This window comes from Leptolyngbya sp. UWPOB_LEPTO1 (assembly GCF_017302695.1).
Lineage (GTDB): Bacteria > Cyanobacteriota > Cyanobacteriia > Leptolyngbyales > Leptolyngbyaceae > Leptolyngbya > Leptolyngbya boryana.
Genome location: NZ_JAFLCJ010000011.1, coordinates 78,160 through 103,478 on the forward strand (window position 1 = coordinate 78,160; position 25,319 = coordinate 103,478).

Annotated in this window: 24 protein-coding genes; 16 read left to right on the plus strand and 8 right to left on the minus strand. The window is 48.1% G+C overall.

Going from position 1 to position 25,319, the window contains the following annotated elements; all coding sequences use genetic code 11:
• The first annotated feature begins 442 nt into the window (after window positions 1-442).
• Complete coding sequence (locus J0L70_RS17280; RefSeq protein WP_190647376.1) at window positions 443-1,639, plus strand: HhoA/HhoB/HtrA family serine endopeptidase; 1,197 nt, start codon at window positions 443-445, stop codon at window positions 1,637-1,639.
• A 193-nt stretch (window positions 1,640-1,832) separates the two neighbouring features.
• On the opposite strand, the gene J0L70_RS17285 is transcribed toward J0L70_RS17280, so the two are convergent.
• Window positions 1,833-2,519, minus strand: coding sequence for a zinc metallopeptidase (locus J0L70_RS17285; protein ID WP_017287032.1), 687 nt, complete (start codon window positions 2,517-2,519; stop codon window positions 1,833-1,835).
• A 283-nt stretch (window positions 2,520-2,802) separates the two neighbouring features.
• On the opposite strand from J0L70_RS17285, the gene yqeK reads away from it, so the two are divergent.
• Window positions 2,803-3,522 carry a bis(5'-nucleosyl)-tetraphosphatase (symmetrical) YqeK gene (gene yqeK, locus J0L70_RS17290; protein WP_017287031.1) on the plus strand — a complete coding sequence of 240 codons (720 nt, stop codon included), beginning with the start codon at window positions 2,803-2,805 and terminating at the stop codon, window positions 3,520-3,522.
• The gene (gene rsfS, locus J0L70_RS17295) at window positions 3,523-3,924 is read left to right on the plus strand and encodes a ribosome silencing factor (RefSeq protein ID WP_017287030.1); all 402 of its coding nucleotides are present in this window, start codon (window positions 3,523-3,525) and stop codon (window positions 3,922-3,924) included.
• A gap of 177 nt (window positions 3,925-4,101) precedes the next feature.
• Here rsfS and J0L70_RS17300 read toward each other — a convergent pair whose 3' ends face one another.
• From J0L70_RS17300 to J0L70_RS17310, 3 genes are all read right to left on the minus strand, one after another.
• Window positions 4,102-4,848, minus strand: a complete 747-nt coding sequence (locus J0L70_RS17300) for a ferritin-like domain-containing protein (protein ID WP_268241916.1) — start codon at window positions 4,846-4,848, stop codon at window positions 4,102-4,104.
• Window positions 4,849-4,928: 80 nt separating this feature from the next.
• Window positions 4,929-5,483, minus strand: a complete 555-nt coding sequence (locus tag J0L70_RS17305) for a phycobiliprotein lyase (RefSeq protein WP_190647378.1) — start codon at window positions 5,481-5,483, stop codon at window positions 4,929-4,931.
• A 96-nt stretch (window positions 5,484-5,579) separates the two neighbouring features.
• Window positions 5,580-7,220 (minus strand): DUF1565 domain-containing protein, encoded by a 1,641-nt coding sequence (locus J0L70_RS17310; RefSeq protein WP_287455359.1) that lies wholly within the window; start codon window positions 7,218-7,220, stop codon window positions 5,580-5,582.
• 281 nt (window positions 7,221-7,501) lie between these two features.
• On the opposite strand from J0L70_RS17310, the gene J0L70_RS17315 reads away from it, so the two are divergent.
• The 5 genes from J0L70_RS17315 (at window position 7,502) to J0L70_RS17335 (ending at window position 12,154) form a co-directional block, all read left to right on the plus strand.
• The gene (locus J0L70_RS17315) at window positions 7,502-8,557 is read left to right on the plus strand and encodes a thiamine phosphate synthase (protein ID WP_017287026.1); all 1,056 of its coding nucleotides are present in this window, start codon (window positions 7,502-7,504) and stop codon (window positions 8,555-8,557) included.
• On the plus strand, window positions 8,558-8,761 hold the full coding sequence (thiS, locus tag J0L70_RS17320; RefSeq protein ID WP_287455360.1) for a sulfur carrier protein ThiS: 204 nt from the start codon (window positions 8,558-8,560) through the stop codon (window positions 8,759-8,761).
• 34 nt (window positions 8,762-8,795) lie between these two features.
• On the plus strand, window positions 8,796-9,638 hold the full coding sequence (gene lgt, locus J0L70_RS17325) for a prolipoprotein diacylglyceryl transferase (RefSeq protein ID WP_190647382.1): 843 nt from the start codon (window positions 8,796-8,798) through the stop codon (window positions 9,636-9,638).
• A gap of 117 nt (window positions 9,639-9,755) precedes the next feature.
• Window positions 9,756-11,318 carry an FAD-dependent oxidoreductase gene (locus J0L70_RS17330; protein ID WP_287455361.1) on the plus strand — a complete coding sequence of 521 codons (1,563 nt, stop codon included), beginning with the start codon at window positions 9,756-9,758 and terminating at the stop codon, window positions 11,316-11,318.
• Between the two features lie 11 nt (window positions 11,319-11,329).
• A complete protein-coding gene (locus J0L70_RS17335) occupies window positions 11,330-12,154 on the plus strand; it encodes a SirB1 family protein (RefSeq protein WP_268241912.1) in 825 nt (274 codons plus the stop codon).
• A 48-nt stretch (window positions 12,155-12,202) separates the two neighbouring features.
• On the opposite strand, the gene J0L70_RS17340 is transcribed toward J0L70_RS17335, so the two are convergent.
• A complete protein-coding gene (locus tag J0L70_RS17340) occupies window positions 12,203-12,649 on the minus strand; it encodes an SRPBCC family protein (RefSeq protein ID WP_017287021.1) in 447 nt (148 codons plus the stop codon).
• A 488-nt stretch (window positions 12,650-13,137) separates the two neighbouring features.
• Between J0L70_RS17340 and J0L70_RS17345 the strand changes: the two genes are divergently transcribed.
• Window positions 13,138-14,787, plus strand: coding sequence for a mechanosensitive ion channel (locus J0L70_RS17345; RefSeq protein ID WP_190647386.1), 1,650 nt, complete (start codon window positions 13,138-13,140; stop codon window positions 14,785-14,787).
• Between the two features lie 124 nt (window positions 14,788-14,911).
• Complete coding sequence (ftsE, locus tag J0L70_RS17350; protein WP_353736643.1) at window positions 14,912-15,652, plus strand: cell division ATP-binding protein FtsE; 741 nt, start codon at window positions 14,912-14,914, stop codon at window positions 15,650-15,652.
• On the opposite strand, the gene J0L70_RS17355 is transcribed toward ftsE, so the two are convergent.
• The gene (locus tag J0L70_RS17355) at window positions 15,649-15,837 is read right to left on the minus strand and encodes a DUF2949 domain-containing protein (protein ID WP_017287018.1); all 189 of its coding nucleotides are present in this window, start codon (window positions 15,835-15,837) and stop codon (window positions 15,649-15,651) included. The genes ftsE and J0L70_RS17355 overlap by 4 nt on opposite strands.
• A 274-nt stretch (window positions 15,838-16,111) precedes the next feature.
• On the opposite strand from J0L70_RS17355, the gene J0L70_RS17360 reads away from it, so the two are divergent.
• From J0L70_RS17360 to J0L70_RS17385, 6 genes are all read left to right on the plus strand, one after another.
• The gene (locus J0L70_RS17360) at window positions 16,112-17,008 is read left to right on the plus strand and encodes a glycoside hydrolase family 19 protein (protein WP_287455362.1); all 897 of its coding nucleotides are present in this window, start codon (window positions 16,112-16,114) and stop codon (window positions 17,006-17,008) included.
• Between the two features lie 113 nt (window positions 17,009-17,121).
• Complete coding sequence (locus J0L70_RS17365) at window positions 17,122-17,910, plus strand: YdcF family protein (protein ID WP_017287016.1); 789 nt, start codon at window positions 17,122-17,124, stop codon at window positions 17,908-17,910.
• Between the two features lie 211 nt (window positions 17,911-18,121).
• A complete protein-coding gene (gene acsF / locus J0L70_RS17370) occupies window positions 18,122-19,198 on the plus strand; it encodes a magnesium-protoporphyrin IX monomethyl ester (oxidative) cyclase (protein ID WP_017287015.1) in 1,077 nt (358 codons plus the stop codon).
• Between the two features lie 110 nt (window positions 19,199-19,308).
• The gene (locus J0L70_RS17375; RefSeq protein WP_268241910.1) at window positions 19,309-19,905 is read left to right on the plus strand and encodes a hypothetical protein; all 597 of its coding nucleotides are present in this window, start codon (window positions 19,309-19,311) and stop codon (window positions 19,903-19,905) included.
• Between the two features lie 33 nt (window positions 19,906-19,938).
• Window positions 19,939-21,180 (plus strand): tryptophan synthase subunit beta, encoded by a 1,242-nt coding sequence (trpB, locus tag J0L70_RS17380; protein WP_026148491.1) that lies wholly within the window; start codon window positions 19,939-19,941, stop codon window positions 21,178-21,180.
• Between the two features lie 103 nt (window positions 21,181-21,283).
• The gene (locus J0L70_RS17385) at window positions 21,284-21,559 is read left to right on the plus strand and encodes a hypothetical protein (protein WP_190647393.1); all 276 of its coding nucleotides are present in this window, start codon (window positions 21,284-21,286) and stop codon (window positions 21,557-21,559) included.
• 16 nt (window positions 21,560-21,575) lie between these two features.
• Here the strand turns inward: J0L70_RS17385 and J0L70_RS17390 are convergent, their stop codons facing one another.
• Together J0L70_RS17390 and mrdA are read right to left on the minus strand one after the other, a co-directional pair.
• Complete coding sequence (locus tag J0L70_RS17390) at window positions 21,576-23,426, minus strand: DNA polymerase III subunit gamma/tau (protein ID WP_287455363.1); 1,851 nt, start codon at window positions 23,424-23,426, stop codon at window positions 21,576-21,578.
• 55 nt (window positions 23,427-23,481) lie between these two features.
• The gene (mrdA, locus tag J0L70_RS17395) at window positions 23,482-25,251 is read right to left on the minus strand and encodes a penicillin-binding protein 2 (RefSeq protein WP_017287010.1); all 1,770 of its coding nucleotides are present in this window, start codon (window positions 25,249-25,251) and stop codon (window positions 23,482-23,484) included.
• Window positions 25,252-25,319: the final 68 nt, after the last annotated feature.

Sequence of the window (25,319 nt, forward strand, 5' to 3'; positions counted from 1 at the left end):
TCTTTCTCGTGATCGTAGTCTTTAGAAATTTGGGAAGGGAAATTTAAAAATAAAAAGGAGCAGACTTACTGCGTTGAGCGAACTACGGCGGCAATCCTGACGGCATCGTCAAACATCGACACCTTAGAGATCAAAAACCTTTTGTCGCTCAAGTTGTAAGCTGCTCTTACCATTCATTCACCTGTGATTCATAAGTTATCAACCTCACTTGTCAACGCTGTGTGTTCGTCATGAAGTTGAAATGACAAAATCAAAGATAGAGAGAGCATCCTGCATGCAGCGATAAAGATATGGCACAGTTGCAACTAAATTGCCGCGCTAACGTCATATTTGATGACTATAGTCGAAGTATCTATCATTTGGATGAAGAGCAATTTGCATCTTTGCTTACGGAAATGATTGAAATTTTTGGAGATGCAACATTAAGGAGAGTACACACCCGATGACAACGCCTCGCAAATCGTTTAAACAGTCTGCTGTCTATTTCATGCTGCCATTGGTCGGAGCGGGGACAGCCCTCGCTGGAAATCGTCTACTCTCCAGCAATGCTGTCAATAATATTGTTTCACCTCCTGCGATCGCGCAAGCGACGAATCGTACCGCTGGACTCGCTGACCCGAATTTTATCGCATCTGCCGTGGAGCGAGTCGGACCTGCGGTGGTGCGGATTAACGCTTCGCGAACCGTGCAATCGCGCGTTCCCGAAGTATTTAACGATCCTTTCTTCCGCCAATTCTTCGGCAATCAAATTCCCAATCAACCTTCGCAACGCGTTGAGCGCGGAACAGGTTCAGGCTTCATCATTAGCGGCGATGGATTGATTTTAACGAATGCTCACGTGGTCAGTGGTGCAGACACCGTGACTGTCACGATGAAAGATGGACGTGAGATCAGTGGAAAAGTGGTGGGTCAAGATTCTCTGACCGATGTTGCTGTGGTGCGAGTTCAGGCGAATAATTTACCGACGGTTCCACTGGGCAACTCGGATGGGTTGAAGCCAGGAGAATGGGCGATCGCAATCGGGAATCCGCTCGGGTTAGATAATACCGTCACGGCTGGCATCATCAGTGCGACCGGGCGATCCAGTGCGGAAGTGCGAGTAGCAGACAAGCGGGTGAGCTTTATTCAAACGGATGCCGCGATTAATCCGGGGAATTCGGGTGGTCCTTTGCTCAACCAACGCGGGGAAGTGATTGGCATGAATACCGCGATCATTGGTGGGGCGCAGGGGTTAGGCTTTGCAATTCCCATCAATACGGCTCAGCGGATCTCGCAGCAGTTGATTTCTAAAGGTCGGGTGGATCACCCCTATTTAGGAATTCAGATGCGGGGATTGACAGCGGACTTGAGGGATCAGATTAACCGCGATCGAGAAGTTGGTTTCCGAGTCCAAGATGATCAAGGCGTGGTCATTTTTCGCGTGATGCCGAATTCTCCGGCTGCAAGAGCGGGCTTGCGGAATGGAGATGTGATCAAGAAAGTAAATGGTCAAACCGTGACAAAAGCGGATCAAGTTCAGCAAGCAGTGGAGAACGCTTCGGTGGGCGGAAATCTTCGGCTTGATGTGAGTCGCGGAGGGAATACGACGACTGTGAGTGTACAGCCTGGGGTGTTCCCGACTCAAACGGCGCAGAATTAATGACAGTTCATCGTTGATGTTGTCTCTACTCGTCAATCCCATGAATTTTGCGGAGTGGCGAGTGGAGAATAGTAACCCTGATTTCAGATCCTCACGCTATCTCCCTATCAGATTGATATTGAACCATAGTGAATTGATACAAAAAGCCGATGGATATATCCATCGGCTTTTTAGTGAATCTTGAAGTCTCAGGCTAATCGCGCTGACCGAGCGCAATTAAGATGTACTGAACCAACTGGAGCAACGCATACAGCGCAGTTGCAACGTAAGTAAATGCTGCTGCATTCAAGACTTTTCGCGCACCTTGATTCTCTTCACCCTGCAAAATGCCGAGTTCATCGATCAAGCGTAAGGCTCGGCTTGACGCATCAAATTCAACGGGCAGAGTAACCAGATGGAACACAATCACAGCCGCAAACAGCGCAATTCCAATTTTGATGAATACGCCACCCAGTGCTCCTAGGAACAAACCACCCATAATCAAGAGTGGTCCAAAATTTGCGCCTAGGTTCACGGCTGGAACTAATGCCGCCCGAACATTCATCGGCACATATCCTTTCACATCTTGTAGAACGTGACCACATTCATGTGCTGCTACCGCTGCTGCAGCTAATGAACTCGAACCGTAAACGACTTCTGAGAGTCGAACCGCTTTTGCACTTGGGTCGTAATGATCCGTCAGTTCCCCCGCGACAGGCTCGACGCTCACGTCATAAACGCCCATGCGATCTAGAATCATTTTCGCAACTTCTGCCCCCGTCATTCCCATCCGTGAGGGAATCTCAGAGTATTTGCGGTAAGTGTTTTGAACCCGCTGCTGCGCCCAGAATACCAGGATCATGCCGGGAATCAGCAGGAGATAAGACCAATGGAAAAACATGCCGTTTACCTTTTCTTAAATTCTATGCGAGGCTTAATTGACTGCTTTTATCCGCTATGCTATCACCTCTAAATCTAGGATGCCTGGAGCGAAAACCGAACTCGACACGGTTGAATTTTAGCTGCGGAATTTTCGATGAATTTGTCACAAATCGCATCCGATGAGAGGGGATCGAGACTCAGAGACTTACGTTAGAATAAAGACAGCACTGAAAGGAAGGAATGGATCGCTCGATGTCAATTTTTATCCCCGCACAAGGTACTGGCAGGAGATAGCAGTACTGATGCGTGAATTGCCCAAAGCACTACAGACTGAAGGGACTTCGCCACAGGTGGATAAATCGATCGCGCTTTCACGTTTACTTCCGCCTCCTGATCGATCGCGTGCAAGAGTTTTATTCTGGCTGAAAGGTCAAGTCCCCGAAACTCGAATTCGACATATCCTGCGGGTCGAACAATTCGCGATCGAGCTTGCTCAACGGCATCATCTCGATCGTGAGAAAGCGGCGCAAGCTGCACTCATGCACGATTTGGCAAAGTTCTTTAAGCCAAAGCGACTGTTGAGTATGGCGATCGCAGAAGGCTTGGAGATCGATCCGATTGAAGAGATGAATCCTCATTTACTTCATGCAGATGCAGGTGCGATCGTGGCACGGGACGAATTCGGTGTAACGGATTCTGAGGTATTAAATGCAATTCGGCATCATACGCTTGGCAGTCCGGAGATGAGTTTACTCGGCTGTGTGGTGTATCTAGCGGATGGGCTAGAACCAGGACGGGGAGCCACACCTGAGTTAGAAGAATTGCGAGACTTGAGTCGGCAGGACTTGATTCAGGCAACTTGGCGAGTGGCAGATGCATCGCTCAGACACTTGATTCAAGCGGGTCATCTGATCCATCCGCGCACGGTACAAACTCGTAATGCCTTTTTACAACGGTTCAAACAAACAGTTGTAAAAGACCCGATCGCTAAAATCCAACTCGTAAAAGGAATTCAAACCTGAATGACAGAACTTTCTAACCAGCAAACTCTTTCGCTCAATACGACGCTAGACGATCGCTCAGATCGAATGGCACAGTTAGTCGCTACGGCAGCTGATGAGCGCAAAGGGAGCGATATTGTGTTGTTGAAAGTCGGCGATGTGTCGGTTCTGGCAGATTATTTTGTCGTCGTGACAGGGTACTCAAAGGTGCAAGTCCGGGCAATTGCTCGATCGATTGAAGACAAACTGGAAGAAGAGATGGGACGGAAACCCATTCGATCCGAAGGCTTCTCGGATGGGACTTGGATTATTGAGGATTACGGTGATGTGATCGTGCATGTGATGATGCCTCAAGAACGCGAATTCTATGGCCTAGAGTCGTTCTGGGGACATGCACCGCGCGTTCCGTTTGGCACCTTGTAAATTGATTTAGAACATAAAGTGAATCGAGAGATTAGAATTCTAATCTCTCGATTTTTTATGAGGTTTGGGGTTCGGCTCAATCTTTAGAGGAGACGAGCTTCAGAACGGTTCAGAATGTCGGAAATTGCGATCGTTGAACCAAGCCGAGACGCAGCGAAATAGCTCGAAATGTACCTTTTACGCCGCAGCAGGCTCAGGCTGCATTTCAACAGGTGCGCCTTCTTCTACCATTTGAGCCATCTTGCCGCCTTTACGAATGTAGTTTTGCACGGCTGCAAACATTGCATTCACTTTGCGAGTCCGCCATTCATCAATTAACGCTTGCGTTTTGGCAATTCCAAAGTCACGTTCCATGACTTCATAAAGATAAGCAGCGTGTCGTGTCTCATCTTCAGCGATACTCAAAACGCCCTTTTTCAAGTTTGTACTCGTCGCATCTTCTGGTAGGGCTTCTGCAAGTCTGAAAAAGTCTTTACTCGCATCCAGTTCAAGAATATAAGTGCTGGCAAGAAAGACTTCCCAAGGAATATTTGCAGGTTTCAACTGTTCTTGAGAGTAACCTACAAAATAGGCATCAAAAAAGGGACTCCGCTTCGATTCCTCCGGTTTCCTGTCCGTTTGACGATCGCGCAGTTGACTAAAATCGATGACCTTTTTATTGAGCTGCTTTAAGCCATGCGCAAAGATCTGACCATGCCGTTTCTCATCGCTGGCGTGGAGATCGAGCTTTTCTGCAAACCAGGTTTTGCCTTCTGCAAGTGCACGATCGCGCAAAGCCTGCAAAAATGGCACAGAACCCGATTCTGCCATTTGAAAGCCAGCGAGGAGATTCGGACGAGTTTGACGATCGCGAATTCCACTCGACAAAATGTAAGCGCTCGCACCTGAACCGACAATGTGGAGAAATTGTGTCAGAAGATTCATAGATCTAAAAGGGGAGGACTGCACTCGCTATGGTAGCGTGCTGAAGCGGTGGGGAGTCGGAGACCCCGTTTAATCCCGCCCTACTTCGTAGCAGTCGCATCCGCTGTTTTTGGATCAGGCTTGACTGCACCTAAGCGAACTTCAGAACAGAACGATGCCAGACTGAAGCCGCCTGCCTGCTTCAAAACACTGTGCCGGAAGCGCACATTTGGGCTTTCAAACCAGATTCGCTCTTTCGAGTAAAGGGTGTCTGATTCGGTAATCAGAGTTAATCCCATCGCGTCTGAGACTTCGTAGTGTCCCACAATCGGGGTCTGCTGGGTAGTTCCCATTTCGCCAAGTAGCTTGCCCGAATTTTGGGTATCGCCTGCGATCGGCACAAGCACAGTCGAGCCAGTTTGCTTCCTCGTTTCGCCATCGAGAAAGCCTTCCCACGTCAGCCGTGCGCCGAGCAATGCAGTAGTTGGGTCAACCTGATACTTTTCACATAGCTGAATCACAGCAGGATCGGATTTGTCGAGTAGGTCGATCTCGATCGTAGATTTTCCGCTCCCTTGCTGAGCGGCAGGATGATGGCTGGTTCGCATCGACGACCATCTGCCTGCACTAAGTTCAAAAAACTCGACAATATCCATAACGATCCTATAGCGGGTTGTGATTCCTCTCTATTGTAAAAGGTTCAGTTACCCGAAAAAATCAGCCGTCGAGAAAGAATTGACGGCTGATCGCGCTCAGATTTGTTCGATCGACGCTTGTAATCCCTGATTTAGGAGGATTTGCAGCAATTCATCTGCTTCTGCTCGATCGCGAAATGCACCGGCTTGCATCACTCTCCGTCCTCTTAAGGCAAACGCATCGGCAACCACCGATCGCACTTGAGTTTGCTCAGACGCTGTACTCGCTTGGACAATGACCCGAAATCGGAATCCAAGACTGGAAGCTTGACTCACTGCACCCGATCCGCCGCGCCAAATTCGGACTGAGGTTCCAGCTGTATTGCCAATTGGTGGGGTCGCTCGTGGAACAGGCAGAATACCGGAAGCAGAAGCGACACGACGGGATTGTTGAACAGGTTGCGGTTTAGGTTGTGCGATTTGGGGTTGTACTTGGGGAATGCGGATTGGAATTCCTTCAGTTGGACGAATTTCAGTTGGGCGAATTTCAGTTGGACGAATCGCAGCGTTGATTCGCAGGGTGGGAAGTGGGCGATTTGAGCGGGCGAGCGGTAAAGGAGCACTTCTCGAAGTTGCGGCTGGAACCGGAATCTCGATCGCACCATTATTCCGGGCTTGAGGCAGAGGGCGACTGCGAATGGCGAGCGGAGGCAAAGGTCGAGGCTGCCCAAATCCGGTCGAGGAAGCTACATTCGTCGTCATTTCAGGAGCCGCAATGCCAGAGAAATCGAGCCGCCCGATCGTTTTGGCTGAGACTTGATTACCAAAGGCGGGCACAGTTTGAGTGGTGCGCTGAGTATTAATATCAAATTGCTGATTGTTTAAGAACGTGTTGTTGCCGGGATCAGCAGAATTCCCTAAATTAGGCCGGGATTGCGCGATCGACACCATCCCGTCTCGCGCGTTGTTATCGATCACATTGTTGCGAAGAATGGGCTGAGCACTGCCCTGCACCACGACCCCATCTTTGTTCTGTGTAATCCGATTTCCGAGTAGCTTGGGAGCAGAATTCTGAGCAATATTCACTCCGAATCCGGTGCGCTCAAAAATATTGTCTTGAATCTCTGGGCGAGACGTTCCGTAGACGGTGACACCGTTTGCGCCGTTTTGGTAGAAATAATTGTTTTTCAGCACGGGAGCGCTATTGCCCACGATCGAGGCTCCGTCATGGGTATTGCCCGTAAACGTATTCGCGAAAATCACTGGACTGGTCGATTCTGTCCAGAGTCCATAGCCTTGGGGGTTAGGATTCGTCACGGTGACTCCAGCGAGCATTGAGCGATCTGCGCCTAGAATCGTGACATTTTGCCGAGCGAAGGTTCGACTGAGAAAAAAGTCGCCTCCCCGAATCAGCACGTTCTGTCCCCGATTGCGGGGATCGCCTTGTAAGGTGATCGTCGGCTTAAGCTGAATCGGAAACACTTCGCCAGTCGCGATACTGTACGTTCCAGGAGCTAGAAGAATGACAGTATTCGGTGCTGCTCGGTCGAGGGCTACTGTAATCGTTTTGAGCGGAGAATTCGCTTGACCAGAGCCATTGTCGTTGCCGATCGCTGGATTGACGTAAATCACCGATGGAGTGATTTGAGCAATCGAGTCGGGCAGTGGGTTCGCGATCGCAGGTTTTTCTGTAATGGCGAATAAGGCAGATACACTTAATACAGCGAATACGGAGGAATACACAGAGCATCGATTCACGATTGTTCTCCAACACACGGCTTGTTCGGATAACATGACTGATTTTCTCGGATCGGTTACAGAAGGTTCAGTCTACACAGAGAATCTGAGTAAACCTCTGTAAAATCACTGGAACGCTGATCACGCGCGGGTTTCCACGGAAATGATCGGATTGAACTTATTGTCTCTGTAAGTCTACGGTGGTCAAGTAAATTAAAAAATCTTTATGAAGTAGCCTCATCCTCTGCCCCTGATACGATAAGAGATTAATATCTGGGAAATTTGCGCCCTTGCACTTCTTTATGCAGTCAGCCCTCTATCGAATTTTAGATGCGAACCTCGATCGCGCCCGTGAAGGTCTCAGGGTGATCGAAGAATGGTGTCGCTTTGGCTTAAACGATGTTGCATTGACAGAACGGTGCAAATACTGGCGACAAGAACTCGCGCATTGGCATCAAGCAGAATTACGGGCTGCCCGCAATACCCCGGATGATCCGGGTACGGATCTGACTCATCCGAACGAGGCAACCCGAGGCAGCATTGAACAAGTGTTGCAGGTGAATTTTTGCCGCGTAGAAGAAGCGCTGAGAGTCTTAGAAGAATACGGCAAAGTCTATCGCGCCGATATGGCAAGCGCAGTGAAGCAAATGCGCTATCAGGTTTACACCTTAGAAAGTCATTTAATGACGGTTCATCGTCGTCAAGTGCTGGATTCTGCTGCGCTTTATCTCGTCACCTCTCCCTCTGAAAATTTGTTCTCAACGGTTGAAGCTGCATTGAAGGGCGGATTGGGACTGGTGCAGTATCGAGACAAAGAGGCAGATGATGCGACTCGGTTTCAGAATGCTCAGAAGCTGCGTGAGCTTTGCCGAGACTATGGAGCATTGTTTATTGTCAACGATCGTGTAGATTTGGCTCTAGCTGTCGATGCCGATGGCGTGCATTTAGGTCAAGACGATATGCCGTTTGCCTGGGCGCGACAAATGTTGGGTCAGCATAAGCTGATTGGGCGATCGACGCATAGCCCGGAACAACTGAAAGCCGCGATCGCAGAAGGAGCCGATTATGTTGGAGTCGGGCCAGTTTATGAAACGCCAACCAAAGCAGGCAGACCTGCCGCTGGACTTGAGTATGTGAAATATGCGGCGGAACATTGTTCGATTCCTTGGTATGCGATCGGGGGAATTGATACGCAAAATATTCATGAGGTGCTTGGTGCTGGAGCACAGCGCGTCTCAGTTGTGCGAGCAATTATGCAAGCTGAGCAACCGACCTTTGTGACGCAATTTTTTATCGCGCAATTAGAACAAAAGCGGCGATTTCAACCTCAATCTACTCCTGATCCTTGGGAAGCGTGAATGATTACATTGCAAGTGAATGGCGAGACGAAAACTTGTGCAGCCGCATTGAACATGCCGAAGTTTTTGGAATCTTTGGGCATGAATCCGCGCTTAGTTGCAGTCGAGTACAACGGCGAGATTTTGCATCGGCAGCTTTGGGAAACGACTGAGGTGAAGGATGGCGATCGCTTAGAGATTGTCACGATCGTCGGAGGCGGCTAATGTTGATTAGTGCCACTTCGGATGAATTGCGTTTATGTTGCCTTTACTCGCTGAATTTACTTCGCCAGGAATTGGATTTCAAATTGGGCCGCTTTCGATTCGCTGGTACGGGGTGCTCATCGCATCAGCAGTGCTGATTGGGGTGAATTTGTCTCAATACTTGGCATCGCGACGGCAGGTGAATCCAGAATTACTGAGTGATTTAGCGATTTGGCTAGTGCTTGCTGCGATTCCGAGTGCTCGCTTGTATTACGTGATTTTTCAGTGGCGCGATTATGTCGGGAATCCGGCTTCGATGATTGCGATTTGGCAAGGCGGGATTGCGATTCATGGCGCGATCTTGGGTGGCACAATCGCGGCTTTGATTTTCGCGCGCGTGAAAAAGATTTCGTTTTGGCAATTGGCGGATTTAGTTGCACCGTCACTGATTTTGGGACAAGCGATCGGGCGTTGGGGGAATTTCTTTAATTCGGAAGCCTTTGGTAGTCCGACGGATTTACCTTGGAAGCTATTCATCCCGCTCGATCGCCGTCCGCTGGGATTAGAGAATGTTGCGTACTATCATCCGACCTTTTTGTATGAGTCCCTTTGGAATTTAGGCGTTTTTGCGTTGCTGATGTTCCTGTTTTTCAAAGGGTCTCGGTTAAAGGTTGGAACGCTGTTTTTAACGTATATGGTTGCGTATAGCGCGGGGCGGTTTTGGATTGAGGGACTGCGAACTGATAGCTTGATGTTGGGCTTTTTGAGAATGGCTCAAGTGGTCAGTTTGACAGGAATTGCGATCGGGGCGATTGGATTGTTCTGGCTGTATGGGATGAAGCGATCGCTCCCCGATGTGGTGGATGATCCAAATCCGGATTCGCAACCGACTCGATAATGCTCATAAAAAACCCTAGAGGCAAGACCTCTAGGGAATTAAGTCAGGGTGCATCTACCATTGCTGTTTCCTCCAGCGAACAAAGCCAATCCGGAAAACTCAAATTCTTGCTCATTCATGTCGCTTACTGAACAAATTCTTGCGAAAACTCCAGGCAATCCATTGGAAGGATTACGTCGCGTCGATGCACTCTGGAAGGCTTTGCGTGAAGGTGCGATCGCAGTTCCGAACGTGGTACAGACGAGTGCCGACGGGTATAGCCCGACTGAGCGCACTTTAGAAATTGAATACGATGTGCTCATCGCGGGCGGAACGCTTGGAATTTTATTAGGTGCAGCGCTCGTTTTGAAAGGCTGGCGAGTTGCCCTAATCGAACGCGGAATCTTAAAAGGACGCGAGCAAGAATGGAATATTTCGCGTAAAGAATTAGCAGCATTTCTGGAATTGGGATTGTTAAGCGAGACCGAGATAGAAACCGCGATCGCAACTCAATTTAATCCGGTTCGAGTCAGCTTTGCAGAAGGCTCAAATATCTTTGTGCAGGATGTGCTGAATATCGGCGTTGATCCGGTCTACTTGCTAGAAACGTTGAAGCAAGTTTTTCTGCGGCATGGCGGAACTTTATTGGAGAACACGCCTTTTGAGAGCGTAGAAATTTGTGCGAATGGGGTTTGTGTTAATCGATCGCTCAATGCCCGACTGATGCTAGATGCAATGGGGCATTTTTCCCCGATCGTTCAGCAAGCGAGACAGGGACAAAAACCAGATGGAGTTTGCTTAGTTGTTGGGACTTGTGCAAAAGGATTTGAGCAGAATGAATCAGGCGATCTGATTGCGTCTTTTACGCCGATTCAGAAGCAATGTCAGTACTTTTGGGAAGCTTTTCCCGCACGAGATGGCAGAACAACGTATCTATTCACTTATCTAGATGCAAATCGCGATCGCTTTTCTTTAGAAGATTTATTCGAGGACTATCTGAATCTGCTGCCTGACTATCAAAACATTCAGCTTGAACAATTAGAATTTGTGCGCGCGCTATTTGGATTTTTTCCTTGCTATCAGAACAGTCCCTTGCACTTGAAATGGGATCGGATTTTGCCTGTTGGAGATAGTAGTGGAAGTCAGTCTCCTCTGAGTTTTGGCGGATTTGGGGCAATGGTGCGGCATCTGGTGCGCTTAACCAATGGTATCGATGAAGCGCTACGATATGAAATGCTAAATCATTCGGCTCTGTCTTTGCTGCAACCGTATCAGCCTAATTTGTCGGTCACTTGGTTATTTCAACGATCGATGAGTGTCGGAGTGAATCAGAACATTGATCCAGATCAGATCAATCAATTGTTGAACACTGTCTTTGGAGAAATGCAGCGATCGGGAGAGCTAGTTTTGAAGCCCTTTTTACAAGATGTGGTTCAGTTTGTCCCACTTTCTCAAACGTTACTGAAGACCGGAATTCTCCATCCTGGCTTAGTGTTAAAAATCATTCCCCATGTTGGAATTTTCGCTTTGCTAGATTGGATGTTGCACTATTTCAATTTGGCAACTTATACCGTTCTCTATTCGATTTCCCAATCTTTTCACCCCTGGATTGCCAAACTCCCGCCAGCGCAGCACTATACCTGGCATCGACGAGTTGAAGCGTGGCAATTTGGCTCAGGAAAAGATTACGTAACTGATTAAGGATCTTAGTGATGGAATTCTCGTTAGCTCGGCAGCGGTTTTATCAAGAGGTACGTCAAGATGACGAGAAAATTAACCTTGAGAAAGCAGCTTTATACATCGCTCAAGAGGAATATCCAAATTTAGAAATTGAGAAGTATTTAACTGAGATCGATCTCATGGCTGCGGAAGTTCATGCCCGCCTGCCAGAAGAACCCTATCCGCTCAAAATCATTCAGACGATTAATCGATATTTATATGAGGATTTAGGATTTTCAGGTAATTCTGAAGACTACTACGATCCTTGTAATAGCTTCTTAAACGATGTCATCGATCGTCGAACCGGAATCCCGATTTCGCTGGCATTGTTGTATTTAGCGATCGCGGAGCGGATCGAATTTCCGATGGTCGGGATCGGGATGCCAGGGCATTTTCTGATTCGTCCGGCTGTGAATGAGGAGATGGAGATCTTTGTCGATGCGTTCCACAACGGAGAAATTCTATTCCCTCAAGATTGCCAGGAACGATTAAATCAATTAGCAGGACAGCCGGTTGAGATGCGTCCTCAATTTTTAGAAGCGGTTTCTCCCAGGCAATTTCTCGCGCGAATGTTGACGAATTTGAAAGGCATTTATCTCAATCAGGGCAAGATTGAGAAATGTCTGGCGATGATTGAGCGGATTCTAATTCTGTTTCCAGATGCGGCGTATGAATTGCGCGATCGCGGCATCATTTATTTTCAAACGCATCGCTGGATTGAGGCGCGGCAGGATTTAGAGGGTTATCTCGATCAAGTGCCAGCGGCGAACGATCGCGATTTGATTCAGCAATTGCTTGATCAAATTGAGAGCGATTGAAGTCGAGCGAACTGGCAGATGGAGCAGGCTGAACTGCAAACGCCCAAGTTAATTCAATGACTCTGCGACCTGCTTCAATCGCCTCAATTGAGCTTCCATATCCTCCTGTGTCCACTTCGCTGCAAACTGATTAAACCCAAAGCGCACGATCGGATTCGGAATCTCAAACTCAAACTGATTCAACAATCTTGTTCCCTTCGCTTCCGGCTGACACTCCCAGCGATCGCGACCCTTAAAAAATCCCTCAAACTGCCATACAACCAGTCCCGGCTGCCGCTCAACTACCACATTCTTCAGCGTCGGGCGCAACAGCGGTATCTGCACAACAAAACGGCTCTGACTGCCCAAGTCCGTAGACCAAGCTTCGATCGGTTCACAGCGCAGAGCCGGATTTAACCAGCGATGCATCAGATTCAAATCCGTAAAACAACGCTCCACATCCGTTGCGCTCGCCTGAATCAAAATCGACTGCTCAAAAACCTGCGGCACTCCCATTTTTCGCTCCCCCAACAGTCCATGAAATTGATCATGGCAAACGAATTGTGCCTTGAGATTAATTCTTAACTAAACCTAAAAAAATGCTGACCTGCATTATCTCTTTCCAGAGAGGGAAGATCCCCCGATTTCTAGAATGGGATACTCTGCCGTGAGGATGCGAGTCAGCATTCGTAGGATACATACGGACTTATCAATTCAAGCTTATTTGTTCATACAAGGCTTGAAGACTTTATGGAAAATTCAAAAAAGTGTTTCTGAGAGCTTTTCTCCAGTGAGAGATACGAGTAATCTTAGGAGTGCAACTGTAAATTTTTGGATGAAATGATAAGTTGTGCGAGATATTTCAGTAATTTTACGATTGACTTCGCAAGGTTATTTTGAACGGTCAAGCCACTTGCTCTTATCTAAATTGCACAGTTGTAAGCATCATACAAAAGCGCTCAAACAACGCTTTTTTGTAAGCGAAAGGGGTTTATCAAAAGACCATGAATGAAACTTATCAGTTTGGGGGAGCGCAGCTACTCATGGGCGACCAAATCCTAGCTCAACTTCCTCCGCCTGGAGAGGCTCCATATTTAGTAGTCTTTGGGGTCAATATTGGCGATATTCTCGTGAAATGGGGCGGGGCATTAATCATCTTCCTGCTCGGTATTATTATTGCCGCCTTTGTTTCGAGTATTGTTCGTGGACTCTTGAAACGGACGACTCTAGACGATCAGCTTGCAAATTGGATGTCTGGCGGTCGCACTAGAGCCGACTTTAAAGTTGAAAAACTCATTGCATCGATCGTGTTTTGGATTATCACGATCCTGGCATTGGTGGCTGCATTAAATGTGCTCGGTCTGAATACCGTTTCACAACCACTCAACAATTTCCTCAATCAGATTTTTGCGTTTCTGCCTCAGTTAGGTGCGGCTGCACTTTTAGCAGGTGTCGCCTGGGTGGTGGCAACTTTGGCAAAAACGATCGTGGTGCGTACCTCAGAATCATTTGGGCTAGATGAGAAAATCTCTGATCCAGAGGATTCCACTTTAGAAGCCAGTCCTTTTCGGCTCAGCGATACCTTAGGAAATGCAGTTTATTGGTTTGTTTTCCTATTTTTCTTACCGCTGATTTTGGGCGTTTTGAATCTCCAAGGCCCGCTTCAGCCTGTCCAAAACTTGCTGAATGACATCTTAGGCGCGCTTCCCAACATTATTAAGGCGGCTGTCATTGGGGTCGTTGGCTGGTTCTTGGCGCGAACTGTTCGCGGCATTGTCACGAACTTACTGGCAGCAACCGGAACGGATCAAATTGGCGCAAGAATGGGACTCAATCGAGCGCGAGGCGGGCAATCTTTGTCCTGGTTGCTCGGAACGATCGTGTATGTTTTGATCTTGATTCCCACGATCACCGCAGCCTTAGATGCCCTGAGTATTCCGGCAATTTCGGCACCTGCAACTGCAATGCTGAATCAAGTATTGAATGCGTTGCCATTAGTCTTTACAGCGGCGGCAATTTTGGCAGTAGCTTATGTGGTGGGTAAATTCATCAGCGATTTGGCTTCAGGCATTCTCGCCAGTATTGGATTTGATAATCTCTTTTACTGGCTTGGGTTGCAAGCGGCTCCAACGACTCCGACCGTTGCCCCTGATCGCTTTGACACCGAATTTCAAACGGGTGAAACCATGCTTCAGCCCGATCAGCCAACCGGGTTGCGTAGCCCCTCTGAGATTGCAGGGGTAGTGATCTTAGTCGGTATCATGCTGCTAGCGACCGTTGCCGCAGTTGATGTGCTGAATATTCCAGCATTGACCGCGATCTTGTCCGGAATTTTGGTGATTTTCGGACGGATTCTAGCAGGGTTGGCAGTCTTTGCTGTAGGGCTATACCTTGCGAATTTGGCTTATAGCTTGATTACCAGTTCGGGAAGTCGGCAAGCGAAATTATTAGGTCAAACGGCTCGAATTGCGATTATTGGCTTAGTTGCCGCGATGGCGCTTCAGCAAATGGGGATCGCATCGAACATTGTCAATTTGGCGTTTGGACTGCTGCTGGGCGCGATCGCGGTTGCAATTGCGATCGCATTTGGGCTTGGCGGTCGGGATGTTGCAAGCGAGCAACTCCGGGATTGGCTGAGAAGCTTTAAAAATTAAAACTTGAGCCAAAGCGAAATAGAACTGCGTCGGGGATCTAACCCGGCGTTTTTTTTGGGCGATCCCGAGATTTCACGGAGGGATCACATCGGCTTCAGGTGTACAAGAATGGAGTTGATTTCCCGTGCCAAATTCTATGGCTCCTGTCCTGAATTCGCCTCAATCCCCTACCCGTGAAATCGATGCTTCTCAATCGACCGAAGCGCTGATTCAATTGCGTCACGTGAGTAAAACTTACGCGAATGGCAGTCCAGCGCTGACTGGAATCTCTTTGTCTGTCAACAAAGGTGATTTTTTATTTATTACAGGACCGTCTGGCTCTGGGAAATCGACGCTTCTTAAGTTGCTCTACGGGGCTGAGCGTCCTTCAGACGGGGAAGTTTTAATCGATCGCGAGAATCCTGCCCGCTTAAAAGGCAACAAACTTGCGTTCTTGCGGCGACGCATTGGCGTTGTGTTTCAGGATTACAAATTGATTCCGCGCCGAACCGTGGCAGAGAATATTTCGTTTGTGCTGTGGGCGCAAGGCTATTCACGAGGTGAAATTCAACGCCGTTTACAGCCCGCTTTGAAGATGGTGGGACTCGTTCACAAAGCCGATTGTTTTCCTGAAGAACTGTCCGGTGGAGAGCAGCAACGGGTAAGCATTGCCCGTGCGATCGTGGGTACACCTCCGATTCTCTTAGCCGATGAGCCAACTGGAAATCTTGACCCGGATAATTCGTGGCAGGTGATTAAAATTTTGAAGAAGCTAAATCAGATTGGCATTACTGTGCTGGTGACGACTCACGATGAAAATCTGATTCGGATGGCAAACCATCCAGTCGTGCAAATCCGTGGTGGCAGATTATATCGAGAGCGTTAAGCCTTTTCTAGCCAATCAAAAATCTGATCTAACTGGTTTAAGGTGACTAAGCCATATTGCCAGAGAATCATCGGCAAGGGTTCGGTGTCGATTTGGCTATGACGTACCGCCAAATCGATCGCTGAATTGGGCAGAGCCAGTTCAGTTTTGAGAAATTCAATTAATTTTGATCGTTTCGCTTCCATCGTACAGCTACCCATTTATGAAAATCAATTTAACTTATGTAAACAGTTTCTTACAATCCATAGATCATCCTAAAGGTGAGGATTTTTGGAATTGAACAGAGAGAAACCTCTATCCCTGAAATTACGGAGATGTATTGAGAGAGGTAGGGGAGTTGCCCGAAATTACCGACTTTTCAAATCTAATCTTTGTCCAATCTGAGTAAACCAAATAGTTTCAGCAAGATTATTAGAACTTGTTGAAACTTAACCATTGATTTTCTCAGGGACTTTAAGCATGTCATCACCTCAACTGATCATTTGGAGAAAACAAGCTGCTGATCGCTTGCAGCAAGTCTTATTTAGCATGACGAGCCAAGATTTACAGCCGATCGATGCTCATGTGGATACGCTACTACGCCAGTTGAGTAACCTTCCGGCACGTCCGAACGATCGTGCGCCTTATCAAGGTAGTTTTCCGAATGAATCGGTCAGTGGGGCACGGGTGAAGACAGTGAACCGCTTAAGACAGTTGATTGTGAATATCAAGGGTGCAGAGTTTCAACCGCAAGATCAAATGGTGGATGCAGCTTTGCGATCGATTCTCAATCTGCCTGCGCGCACGACTCAGAATCCTTATGCTGAGATTTTTCCTGAAACGCCGCTGCCTGCGATTACGCTCAATCATTTATTAAAGATTGCACCGTATGCGGATACTCATCAACTGACTTCGCTCTTTCCTCATTTACTGCTGACGATGGCGGAATATGAGATTTCGACTCCCATGCGGCAGGCACATTTTCTCGCGCAGTTGATTCATGAATCGGGTTCGTTCAATTACTTGGAAGAGATCGATCTCGGTGATTATCTAGAAGGTCGCGAAGATTTGGGGAATGTTCATCCTGGAGATGGTCGTCGGTTCAAAGGGAGAGGGCTGATTCAGATTACGGGTCGTGCCAATTATGAGGCGTGCGGGTTAGCGCTAGGTGTGAATTTGATTGAGACTCCGACTCGCTTAGCTGAGCATGATTTAGCTTGTTTGAGTGCAGGTTGGTTTTGGTCGAAACATGAAATCAACAAGTTTGCTGATCGCGATGATGTGGAGACTGTGACTCGGACGATCAATGGTGGATTGAATGGGTTTGCCGATCGACAATATTATTTGGAAATTGCGAAGAAAGTGTTGAACGTGTAGGGCAAAAGGTCAAATCGGACGGATACCTGAGTCGAAACGCCCGATTTGAGGTCTTTTGTGATCTGAGCGGATGCGATGGCACGATAGAATGTCTGCGTCTCAAGCGCATCCTTATGTTTTTATTTCTCTCCAAACTGCTGCCAATCTTCCTTTATCCGTTGGGGTTGAGTTGCATTCTCCTGTTGATTACGCTGGTTCTACTTTGGAAAAAACGATCGCGACTTGCCCTCATTCCGGTTACGCTTACCGGATTAATTTTGTTTCTCAGCTCGAATGCCTCGGTCAGCAACGCGATCGTTCAATCCTTAGAATTTCAATACTTGCCGCAACAAATTCCGACGGCTGACGCGATCGTGGTTCTCGGTGGTGCAACTGAATCAGCAATTCCGCCGCGCCCGTGGATTGAACTGAAAGAAGAAAGCGATCGTGTGCTGTACGGCGCAAAACTGTATCGAGATCAAAAAGCTTCTCGAATTATCCTCAGCGGCGGACGCATCGATTGGCGACCGAGTAGTTCGTCTGAAGCAGAAGATATGGCAGTGTTAATGGAAACGATGGGCGTTCCGCGATCGGCAATGCTACTCGAACCGAATTCACTCAACACTAGAGAGAACGCCGTAAATTCATTAGAGATCATGAAAGCGCAAAAGATTCAAAAAATCCTGCTCGTGACTTCTGCCATGCACATGCCCCGCGCCATGATGATTTTCAGAAAACTAGGAATTGATGCGATCGCTGCTCCAACCGATTACATAGCACTCCAGATGGATCAAGCATCTCAATCGAAGATAGAAGCGACCATTCTCGATTTCTTCCCAGATGCAGATCAGATGCGGCGAACAACGCGGGCGCTGAAAGAATATCTGGGGATTTTTGTCTATCGATTGCGGGGATGGGCTTAAAGAGGTGGGGAAATCCACTCCCCACCTCCCTACCCCTTAACCAATGTTCCAAATTGTAAAGACTCGTTGCAACTCTTAATAAAACTGTGGAGAAGCATTGCGGGAAGCTTGGTAGACTAGGAGACGTAAAAAAGTCGTGGAATGCTGATGGTAAAACCGTTTATCAGATCCACGCACCGCACATGAACCACACTGCGCGATCGTAAAACTCATGGTAGATTCTCTTAAAAAACCAGGCTTTGAAGAACTGCGCCCTGGAATCAAAGTTCCAGCGAAAGAAACCATTCTCACGCCGCGCTTCTACACCACCGACTTTGACGAAATGGCGCAGATGGATCTGTCTGTCAATGAGGAAGAATTTGAAGCACTCGTGGCAGAATTGCGCAATGACTACAATCGTCACCACTTCGTGCGCGATCAAGAATTTGAGCAATCCTGGGATCACATTGATGGTGAAACCCGCAAAGTCTTTGTCGAATTCCTAGAGCGCTCTTGCACGGCTGAATTCTCCGGCTTCTTGCTGTACAAAGAACTCTCGCGCAAACTCAAAGACCGCAATCCTCTCCTGGCAGAAGGATTTGAGCTGATGTCCCGTGATGAAGCGCGTCACGCTGGATTTCTGAACAAAGCTTTATCCGACTTCAATCTCTCGCTTGACTTGGGCTTTTTGACCAAGAGCCGCAAGTACACCTTCTTCAAGCCGAAGTTCATCTTCTACGCCACCTACTTGTCTGAGAAGATCGGCTACTGGCGGTACATCACAATCTTCCATCATCTGAATGCTCACCCTGAAGATCGACTCTATCCGATTTTCAAGTTCTTCGACAACTGGTGTCAGGACGAGAACCGTCATGGTGACTTCTTTGATGCTTTGATGCGGACTCAGCCCCAGTTCTTGAACGATTGGAAAGCGAAACTGTGGTGTCGGTTCTTCTTGCTGTCGGTGTTTGCAACCATGTACTTGAATGATATTCAGCGTACCGACTTCTATGAAGCAATCGGGCTAAATACGCGCGAATTTGAGTACACCGTGATTGAGAAAACCAACGAAACCGCAGGTCGCGTGTTCCCGATTATTCTCAACGTTCAGCATCCGGAGTTCTACCCACGCTTAGAAACTTGCGTGAAGAACAACGAGAACTTAAGAGCGATCGACAGCACGAATGCTCCGAAATTTGTGAAGACCCTGAAGAAATTGCCTTACTACATCTCAAACGGTGTGCAACTTGCGAAGTTGTACTTCATTAAGCCGATTGATATGACGACAACCCACGGTCAAGTTCGCTAGACATCTAAAACCCCTTGGTCAGGAGCGGTTCCATCATGGAGCCGCTTTTTCTATGGAAACCTACCCAGAATTTTCGCTTCAATGTTAGGAGTGAGACATGAGCATTGACGATGAAAGCCTCAATTATTGGGTTGATGATTCTGATCGGATCGCCTGGATTTGCAGCAGAACTTGACCTCGATCCGACCGTGATTCAAAACAGCCCGGTGCTACAGCGTTGGCAAAAACAAGTGCCAAATTTAGCAGACAAAATTCGCAATGATCCGAGTTTTCGGACACGATATCGAGTTGGTTATGCGTCTGAGCTATACATTGGTGTAGAAGATTTGCGACTCGATCGCACAAATTTCACTACCAGCGCGAACTATCGAGCCTCAAATTGGGGAGCCGATCTCCACTACTATGTGCGTCCACTCGGCAGTTATATCAACGTCGCGCCGACAGTTGGATATCGACATTTAGAGACAGCGGAAGGCGCAAATTTAGGAGTCAGAGCGTTATTTGTGCTGTCGCGTGGAGGAGGAGCAGATATCAGTTTGACTCAAAGTTGGGTGGCTCCCTTTAGCGTAGAAGAAACAGGACTCACCACTTTATCGATCGGCTATGCGTTGACGCATAATTTGAGGCTTTCAACGGACATCCAGAAACAGAATTCGCGCGATCGTAAAGAGAGCCGATTTGGAATTGGACTCGAATGGATGCCTTAAGATAAAGAAGTTCTGATTTGAATTGTGCGACTCGTGACTACTACTCCGCTTCCTCCTAATCGCTCTGTTTCGATTGAAAACCGTCCGGACAAACTCGGCAGATTTGGTAAATTCGGCGGCAAGTATGTGCCGGAAACCTTGATGCCCGCCTTGGCAGAACTCGAAGCTGCGTACCAGCAGTACAGTCAAGATCCGCAGTTCCAAGCTGAACTTCAAGGGTTACTCAAAGATTATGTCGGTCGTCCCAGTCCGCTTTATTTTGCAGAACGCTTGACCCAGCATTATGCCCGTCCCGATGGCACAGGCGCACAGATTTATCTCAAGCGCGAAGATTTGAATCACACAGGCGCACATAAGATCAACAACGCGATCGCTCAAGCGCTCCTCGCAAAACGGATGGGCAAACAGCGCATTATTGCTGAAACCGGAGCAGGTCAGCATGGTGTGGCAACGGCAACCGTTTGTGCGCGGTTTGGGTTGAAGTGCATTATTTACATGGGCGTTCACGATATGGAACGTCAATCGCTGAATGTGTTTAGAATGCGCTTGATGGGTGCGGAAGTTTGCCCGGTTGAATCAGGAACAGGAACCCTGAAAGATGCAACTTCAGAAGCGATTCGCGACTGGGTGACGAATGTCGAGACGACCCATTACATTTTAGGATCAGTCGCAGGGCCACATCCCTATCCGATGATCGTTCGAGATTTCCATGCGATGATCGGACAAGAAACGCGATCGCAATGTCAAGAAAAATGGGGTGGGTTGCCTGATATTCTCATGGCTTGCGTCGGTGGTGGCTCGAATGCGATGGGATTGTTCCATGAATTTATCCCTGATTTGAGTGTGCGAATGATTGGCATCGAAGCCGCAGGTCATGGTGTCCCGAGTGGCAAACATGCAGCGACCTTAACGGCGGGTAGAGTTGGGGTCTTGCATGGTGCGATGAGCTATTTGCTGCAAGATGAGGATGGTCAGGTGATTGAACCGCATTCGATTAGTGCGGGCTTAGACTATCCGGGGGTTGGTCCTGAGCATAGCTTTTTGATGGAAGCAGGTCGGGCTGAGTACTATGGCGTGACGGATCAGCAAGCATTGGATGCGTTTCAAAGATTGTCGCAGTTAGAAGGGATTATTCCGGCACTGGAAACCTCTCATGCGATCGCATATCTCGAAACCCTTTGTCCTCAGCTTTCGGGCAGTCCTCGGATTGTGATTAACTGCTCGGGACGGGGCGACAAGGATGTTTTGACCGTCTCGAAGATGCTCAATCCTTAGAGCTTTCTGTGCTCGTTATAAATTACCCGAAAGGGTAATATGCGCTCTCCGTAGCGATGCTCTGTAGAGGTGATGTAATCACTACCCTCTACAGAGCATCGTCATGCAAATGAATCACTCTTCTAGCGCTCCCCAAAAGAGCATCTTTCAAAGCACCACGTTTTGGGGGGCGGTTTTGACTGCGATCGCTGCTATCTCACCTGCAGTTGCTAAAAACGTCGAAACCTATCAAAACACTGGAAAAATTGATCCGAATGGCATTTCTCAGATTGTTGTTGTTCTAGCAACTTCTGGAGTAACGATTTTGGGACGAATCAATGCTACTGATGTTGTTTACACTCCGTCTGGATTACCTGGAGCGGATAAGCCCAAGGAATAATAGAGTTGGGGAAATTTTAGAACGGAGTATCATCATCGTCCTCTTCTTCGACCTCTTCTAAGGGTGCAGCGTCCGCAGCGAGGGATTGCTCTGCTGTTTCAAGCACCTCCAGTTCTGGCTCTTCGGCATCGATCAATTCACCATTAAATGCTTCTGCTAGGATTCTTGCTGCACGAGTCACTTCGTCTTCATCCCAATCTGCCCTAGACAGAGGAACATCTTGAGGAGGCTCTTCTATCGGGGCTTCAACAATGGGCTGCGGTGGAGCAGGGCTAGGTGAAGTCGGTTTAGATACAGTCGGTTTAGGCGGTTCCTCAACTTTTGATTCAGGAAGTGGAGCAGTCGGTGTATCCAAAGTAGGGGCAATGACTAAGCTGAGCTTGATCTCTTTTTCAAAGGTCTTCGTTAATGCGGCTAAGATGCTCTTTGATCGGCTCTGTGCCATCGGTAACAGCTTTTCAGGAATGCCGATTTGAATCGCATCGCCATTGTATGAGAGAAGCGTGCCATGCTGCTTGAAGAGTGCCTGGGTTCCAAAGGGTTGAACTTTGCTGATGATCGTTTGCCATAAGCGATCGAGATCCCCATCAGCACTTTCAGGTTCACGAGGTTGCACTGCCTGTACAGGCTCTGGCTCTGGTTCTACAACAGGTTGAACAGGTTCAATCGGTTCTGCAATCGGTTCTGCGATCGGCTTGGAAATGCTAGGGTTTGCAATCGGTTTGGAAACGCTTGCTTTTATAGGTGGAGTAATCGGTTGGCTTGAAACGGTGCTGGTCGATGAAGACAAGAGTCCCATTAGGGTTACTTCTAACCAAAGACGCGGCTGAGTTGAGTTTCTCAGTTGAACTTCGCTTTCTTTAAGGCGTTGTTGTCCAGCAAGAATCGTTGTGATCGACATCGATTTAGCAAATTCGCACAATTGCGCCCAAGTTGGTGCAGTCATTGCGACTAAATCTCCACGACTCGGAGCCGTTTTTGCAATGAGCAGATCGCGATAAAAGCCTGCTAGGTTTTGTAGCACGATTAGTGGTTCTCGTCCGCGATCCATCAATCTCCGGGTCGTATCCAGCACAGTTTCAGGCTGATTTTGCGCGATCGCTGCAATCAGTGCCATCAAATCGCGCTCTGGCACAGCACCGACGAGATCCCACACTCGCTCAACAGTAATATCGCCCGATAAGAGACTCAATTGATCGAGCAAACTTTCGGCATCGCGTAAGCCCCCTTGCGAGATTTGTGAGATTAGATAAATTGCATCCTCTGCGATCGCGATTTGTTCTTTTTGCGCAATGGTTTTGAGATGTTTAACCATGCTGTCGAGCGGAATCCGTCGAAAGTCAAACCGCTGACAGCGAGAGATGATCGTCGGTAATACACGTTGCGGATCAGTGGTCGCTAAAATGAAAACAACTTGTTCCGGAGGTTCTTCTAAAGTTTTCAACAAAGAGTTGAACGCTGCGTTACTTAACATATGAACCTCGTCGATTACATAAGCTTTGTATCGACATTGCACTGGAGCGAATTGAGCACGTTCAATAATCTCTCTTATATTATCAACTCCGGTATTACTCGCAGCATCAATTTCAATAACATCTAAAGCATTCCCTTTTGTGATCTCTTGGCAGGTTTGACAAACGCCACAAGGTTGATCAGTTGGAGCATTCGTTGCCATGCAATTGAGGGATTTTGCAAAGATTCGGGCGCTAGAGGTTTTGCCCGTACCGCGTGCGCCAGTGAAGAGATAGGCGGGGGCAATCCGATTTTGCAGCAGCGCATTCGAGAGCGTTGTCGCGATCGCTTCTTGACCCACAAGTTGCGAGAACGTTTGGGGACGGTATTTATGATGCAGGGGAATATAGGTCACAGGATCAATCAGCAAATCGACTGATTGATCCTACCAAGCGATCGTGAATTTGAGTTTATTCGGCTTTGGGTTTCGTCACACCGAAGAACGCTTTATAGATTTCATGGGCAATGGGAACTGCGGCAGTCGCACCATACCCCCCATTTTCAACCACTACGGCAACTGCGATCTGCGGATTATTCGCTGGACCATAGCCGACATACATCGAGTTATCTTCTTGCCCCTGCACTTCTGCCGTTCCAGTCTTCCCTGCCGTGAGTGGAATCGAGCCATCATTCAAGCTCTGAGCCGTTCCAGCTTGCACAACCGCAATTAATCCCTCTTGCAGCACTTTCAAAGCAGCAGGGTCAAATGCGAGCGATTCAGGTTGCATATTCGGCTGATAAGTCTGATGGGCAAATAAGTGCGGCTTGATGCGCTTGCCCCCATTTGCCACCGTTGACACCATGACTGCCATCTCGAGTGGGGTCATCTGCACCATGCCTTGCCCGATCGAGGTACTGACTGTATCCCCGACATACCACTGCTCGTTAAAAACCTTTTCCTTCTCCTTTGGGGTCGGAATCATGCCATGACTTGCCCCATCTAAACCCATCGTCGAAGTCGTGCCCACGCCAAATTTACCACCCCACTGCGCGATCGCTTCAGGTCCAATTGACATGCCGAGTTGGTAGAAGAATGAATTACTACTGACTGCTAGGGCATCCTTAAACCCGATTGTGCCATAGCTTGCATCGCCGTGCTCGTGGAACAGTGTGCCGCCAATGTTCATAGCGCTGTAGGTCGGCAGCATCGAAGTTGCATTGAACTTACCGGATTTCATGGCTGCCATTGCCGTGACAATTTTGAAGGTACTACCGGGTGGATAGCCTTGCAGGGCACGATTTAAGAAAGGATGCTCTTTCTTTTGCAATTCATCCCAAGCTTTCTGGCTAATTTTGCGCGTAAACATGTTGGGGTCAAACGTTGGTCCGCTGGCCATTGTCAACACGCTTCCTGTTTTGACATCGAGAACCACGACCGCGCCGCGCCGACCGCCTAATGCTCGTTCTGCGGCTTGTTGAAGTTTTACATCTAACGTGAGTTGTAACGGCTGTCCTGCCACAGGCTGCTGAGTTCCTAGCATTTTTAGCTCTCTGCCAGTCGAATCGACTTCGATGAGGCGATTTCCCCAGGTTCCACGGAGTACTGCATCCTGAATGCGCTCAATTCCCATTTGTCCGACTAACATGCCATTGGGAAATTCAGGATGCGCTTTGAGATCTTCTGCGGTTGCTTCACCGATGTACCCTAAAACATGGGCTGCTAGGCTGCCAAACGGATATTGTCGAGTTGATTCAGCTTGCACTTCTAAGCCGCGAATCTGCCCGATTTCGTTAATTGCGGTGTATTTCTTCTCGTCAATGCCGCGCAAAATTCTGACCGGAGCCACTGATTTATATTGAACCGCTTCTAGTTTTTTAAGAATTTCTTCTTTGGGAATCTCTAAAAGTTGGCTAATTTTCTCAGCCGAAACCTGCCATTGCTCTTTGGTTTGCTCGCGTGGATAGAGATAGACCGATCGTGAAAGTCGATTCACGACGATCGGCGTACCTTTGCGATCGATTAAATTTCCCCGATCTGCCACGATCGAAATGGATCGAATTCGGTTCTGGTCAGCCAGTTGACGGTTGCGGCTGCCTTCGACCAGTTGTAAATATGCTAACCGGAAGCCACAGATACTCATCAAACCACTGGCAAGCATAAACAAGATCACCGCTCGGAAAGACCGTTGCGATCGCGCTTTATTTACCCAAGAACTGGCAGAGACGGAAAGGTTTGCCATAAGGTCAAGACGAATTCAATGGATCGAAATTACTGTAACAGAAACTTTGCGACTACGGAGTTCTCCGA

Excerpts from the sequence above, each read along its gene's own strand:
- J0L70_RS17280 (WP_190647376.1), top strand. The coding sequence starts at position 443 with ATGACAACGCCTCGCAAATCGTTTAAACAGTCTGCTGTCTATTTCATG.
- J0L70_RS17285 (WP_017287032.1), bottom strand. The coding sequence starts at position 2,519 with ATGTTTTTCCATTGGTCTTATCTCCTGCTGATTCCCGGCATGATCCTG.
- yqeK (WP_017287031.1), top strand. The coding sequence starts at position 2,803 with ATGCGTGAATTGCCCAAAGCACTACAGACTGAAGGGACTTCGCCACAG.
- rsfS (WP_017287030.1), top strand. The coding sequence starts at position 3,523 with ATGACAGAACTTTCTAACCAGCAAACTCTTTCGCTCAATACGACGCTA.
- J0L70_RS17300 (WP_268241916.1), bottom strand. The coding sequence starts at position 4,848 with ATGAATCTTCTGACACAATTTCTCCACATTGTCGGTTCAGGTGCGAGC.
- J0L70_RS17305 (WP_190647378.1), bottom strand. The coding sequence starts at position 5,483 with ATGGATATTGTCGAGTTTTTTGAACTTAGTGCAGGCAGATGGTCGTCG.
- J0L70_RS17315 (WP_017287026.1), top strand. The coding sequence starts at position 7,502 with ATGCAGTCAGCCCTCTATCGAATTTTAGATGCGAACCTCGATCGCGCC.
- thiS (WP_287455360.1), top strand. The coding sequence starts at position 8,558 with ATGATTACATTGCAAGTGAATGGCGAGACGAAAACTTGTGCAGCCGCA.
- lgt (WP_190647382.1), top strand. The coding sequence starts at position 8,796 with ATGTTGCCTTTACTCGCTGAATTTACTTCGCCAGGAATTGGATTTCAA.
- J0L70_RS17330 (WP_287455361.1), top strand. The coding sequence starts at position 9,756 with ATGTCGCTTACTGAACAAATTCTTGCGAAAACTCCAGGCAATCCATTG.
- J0L70_RS17335 (WP_268241912.1), top strand. The coding sequence starts at position 11,330 with ATGGAATTCTCGTTAGCTCGGCAGCGGTTTTATCAAGAGGTACGTCAA.
- J0L70_RS17340 (WP_017287021.1), bottom strand. The coding sequence starts at position 12,649 with ATGGGAGTGCCGCAGGTTTTTGAGCAGTCGATTTTGATTCAGGCGAGC.
- J0L70_RS17345 (WP_190647386.1), top strand. The coding sequence starts at position 13,138 with ATGAATGAAACTTATCAGTTTGGGGGAGCGCAGCTACTCATGGGCGAC.
- J0L70_RS17355 (WP_017287018.1), bottom strand. The coding sequence starts at position 15,837 with ATGGAAGCGAAACGATCAAAATTAATTGAATTTCTCAAAACTGAACTG.
- J0L70_RS17360 (WP_287455362.1), top strand. The coding sequence starts at position 16,112 with ATGTCATCACCTCAACTGATCATTTGGAGAAAACAAGCTGCTGATCGC.
- J0L70_RS17365 (WP_017287016.1), top strand. The coding sequence starts at position 17,122 with ATGTTTTTATTTCTCTCCAAACTGCTGCCAATCTTCCTTTATCCGTTG.
- acsF (WP_017287015.1), top strand. The coding sequence starts at position 18,122 with ATGGTAGATTCTCTTAAAAAACCAGGCTTTGAAGAACTGCGCCCTGGA.
- J0L70_RS17375 (WP_268241910.1), top strand. The coding sequence starts at position 19,309 with ATGAAAGCCTCAATTATTGGGTTGATGATTCTGATCGGATCGCCTGGA.
- J0L70_RS17385 (WP_190647393.1), top strand. The coding sequence starts at position 21,284 with ATGCAAATGAATCACTCTTCTAGCGCTCCCCAAAAGAGCATCTTTCAA.
- mrdA (WP_017287010.1), bottom strand. The coding sequence starts at position 25,251 with ATGGCAAACCTTTCCGTCTCTGCCAGTTCTTGGGTAAATAAAGCGCGA.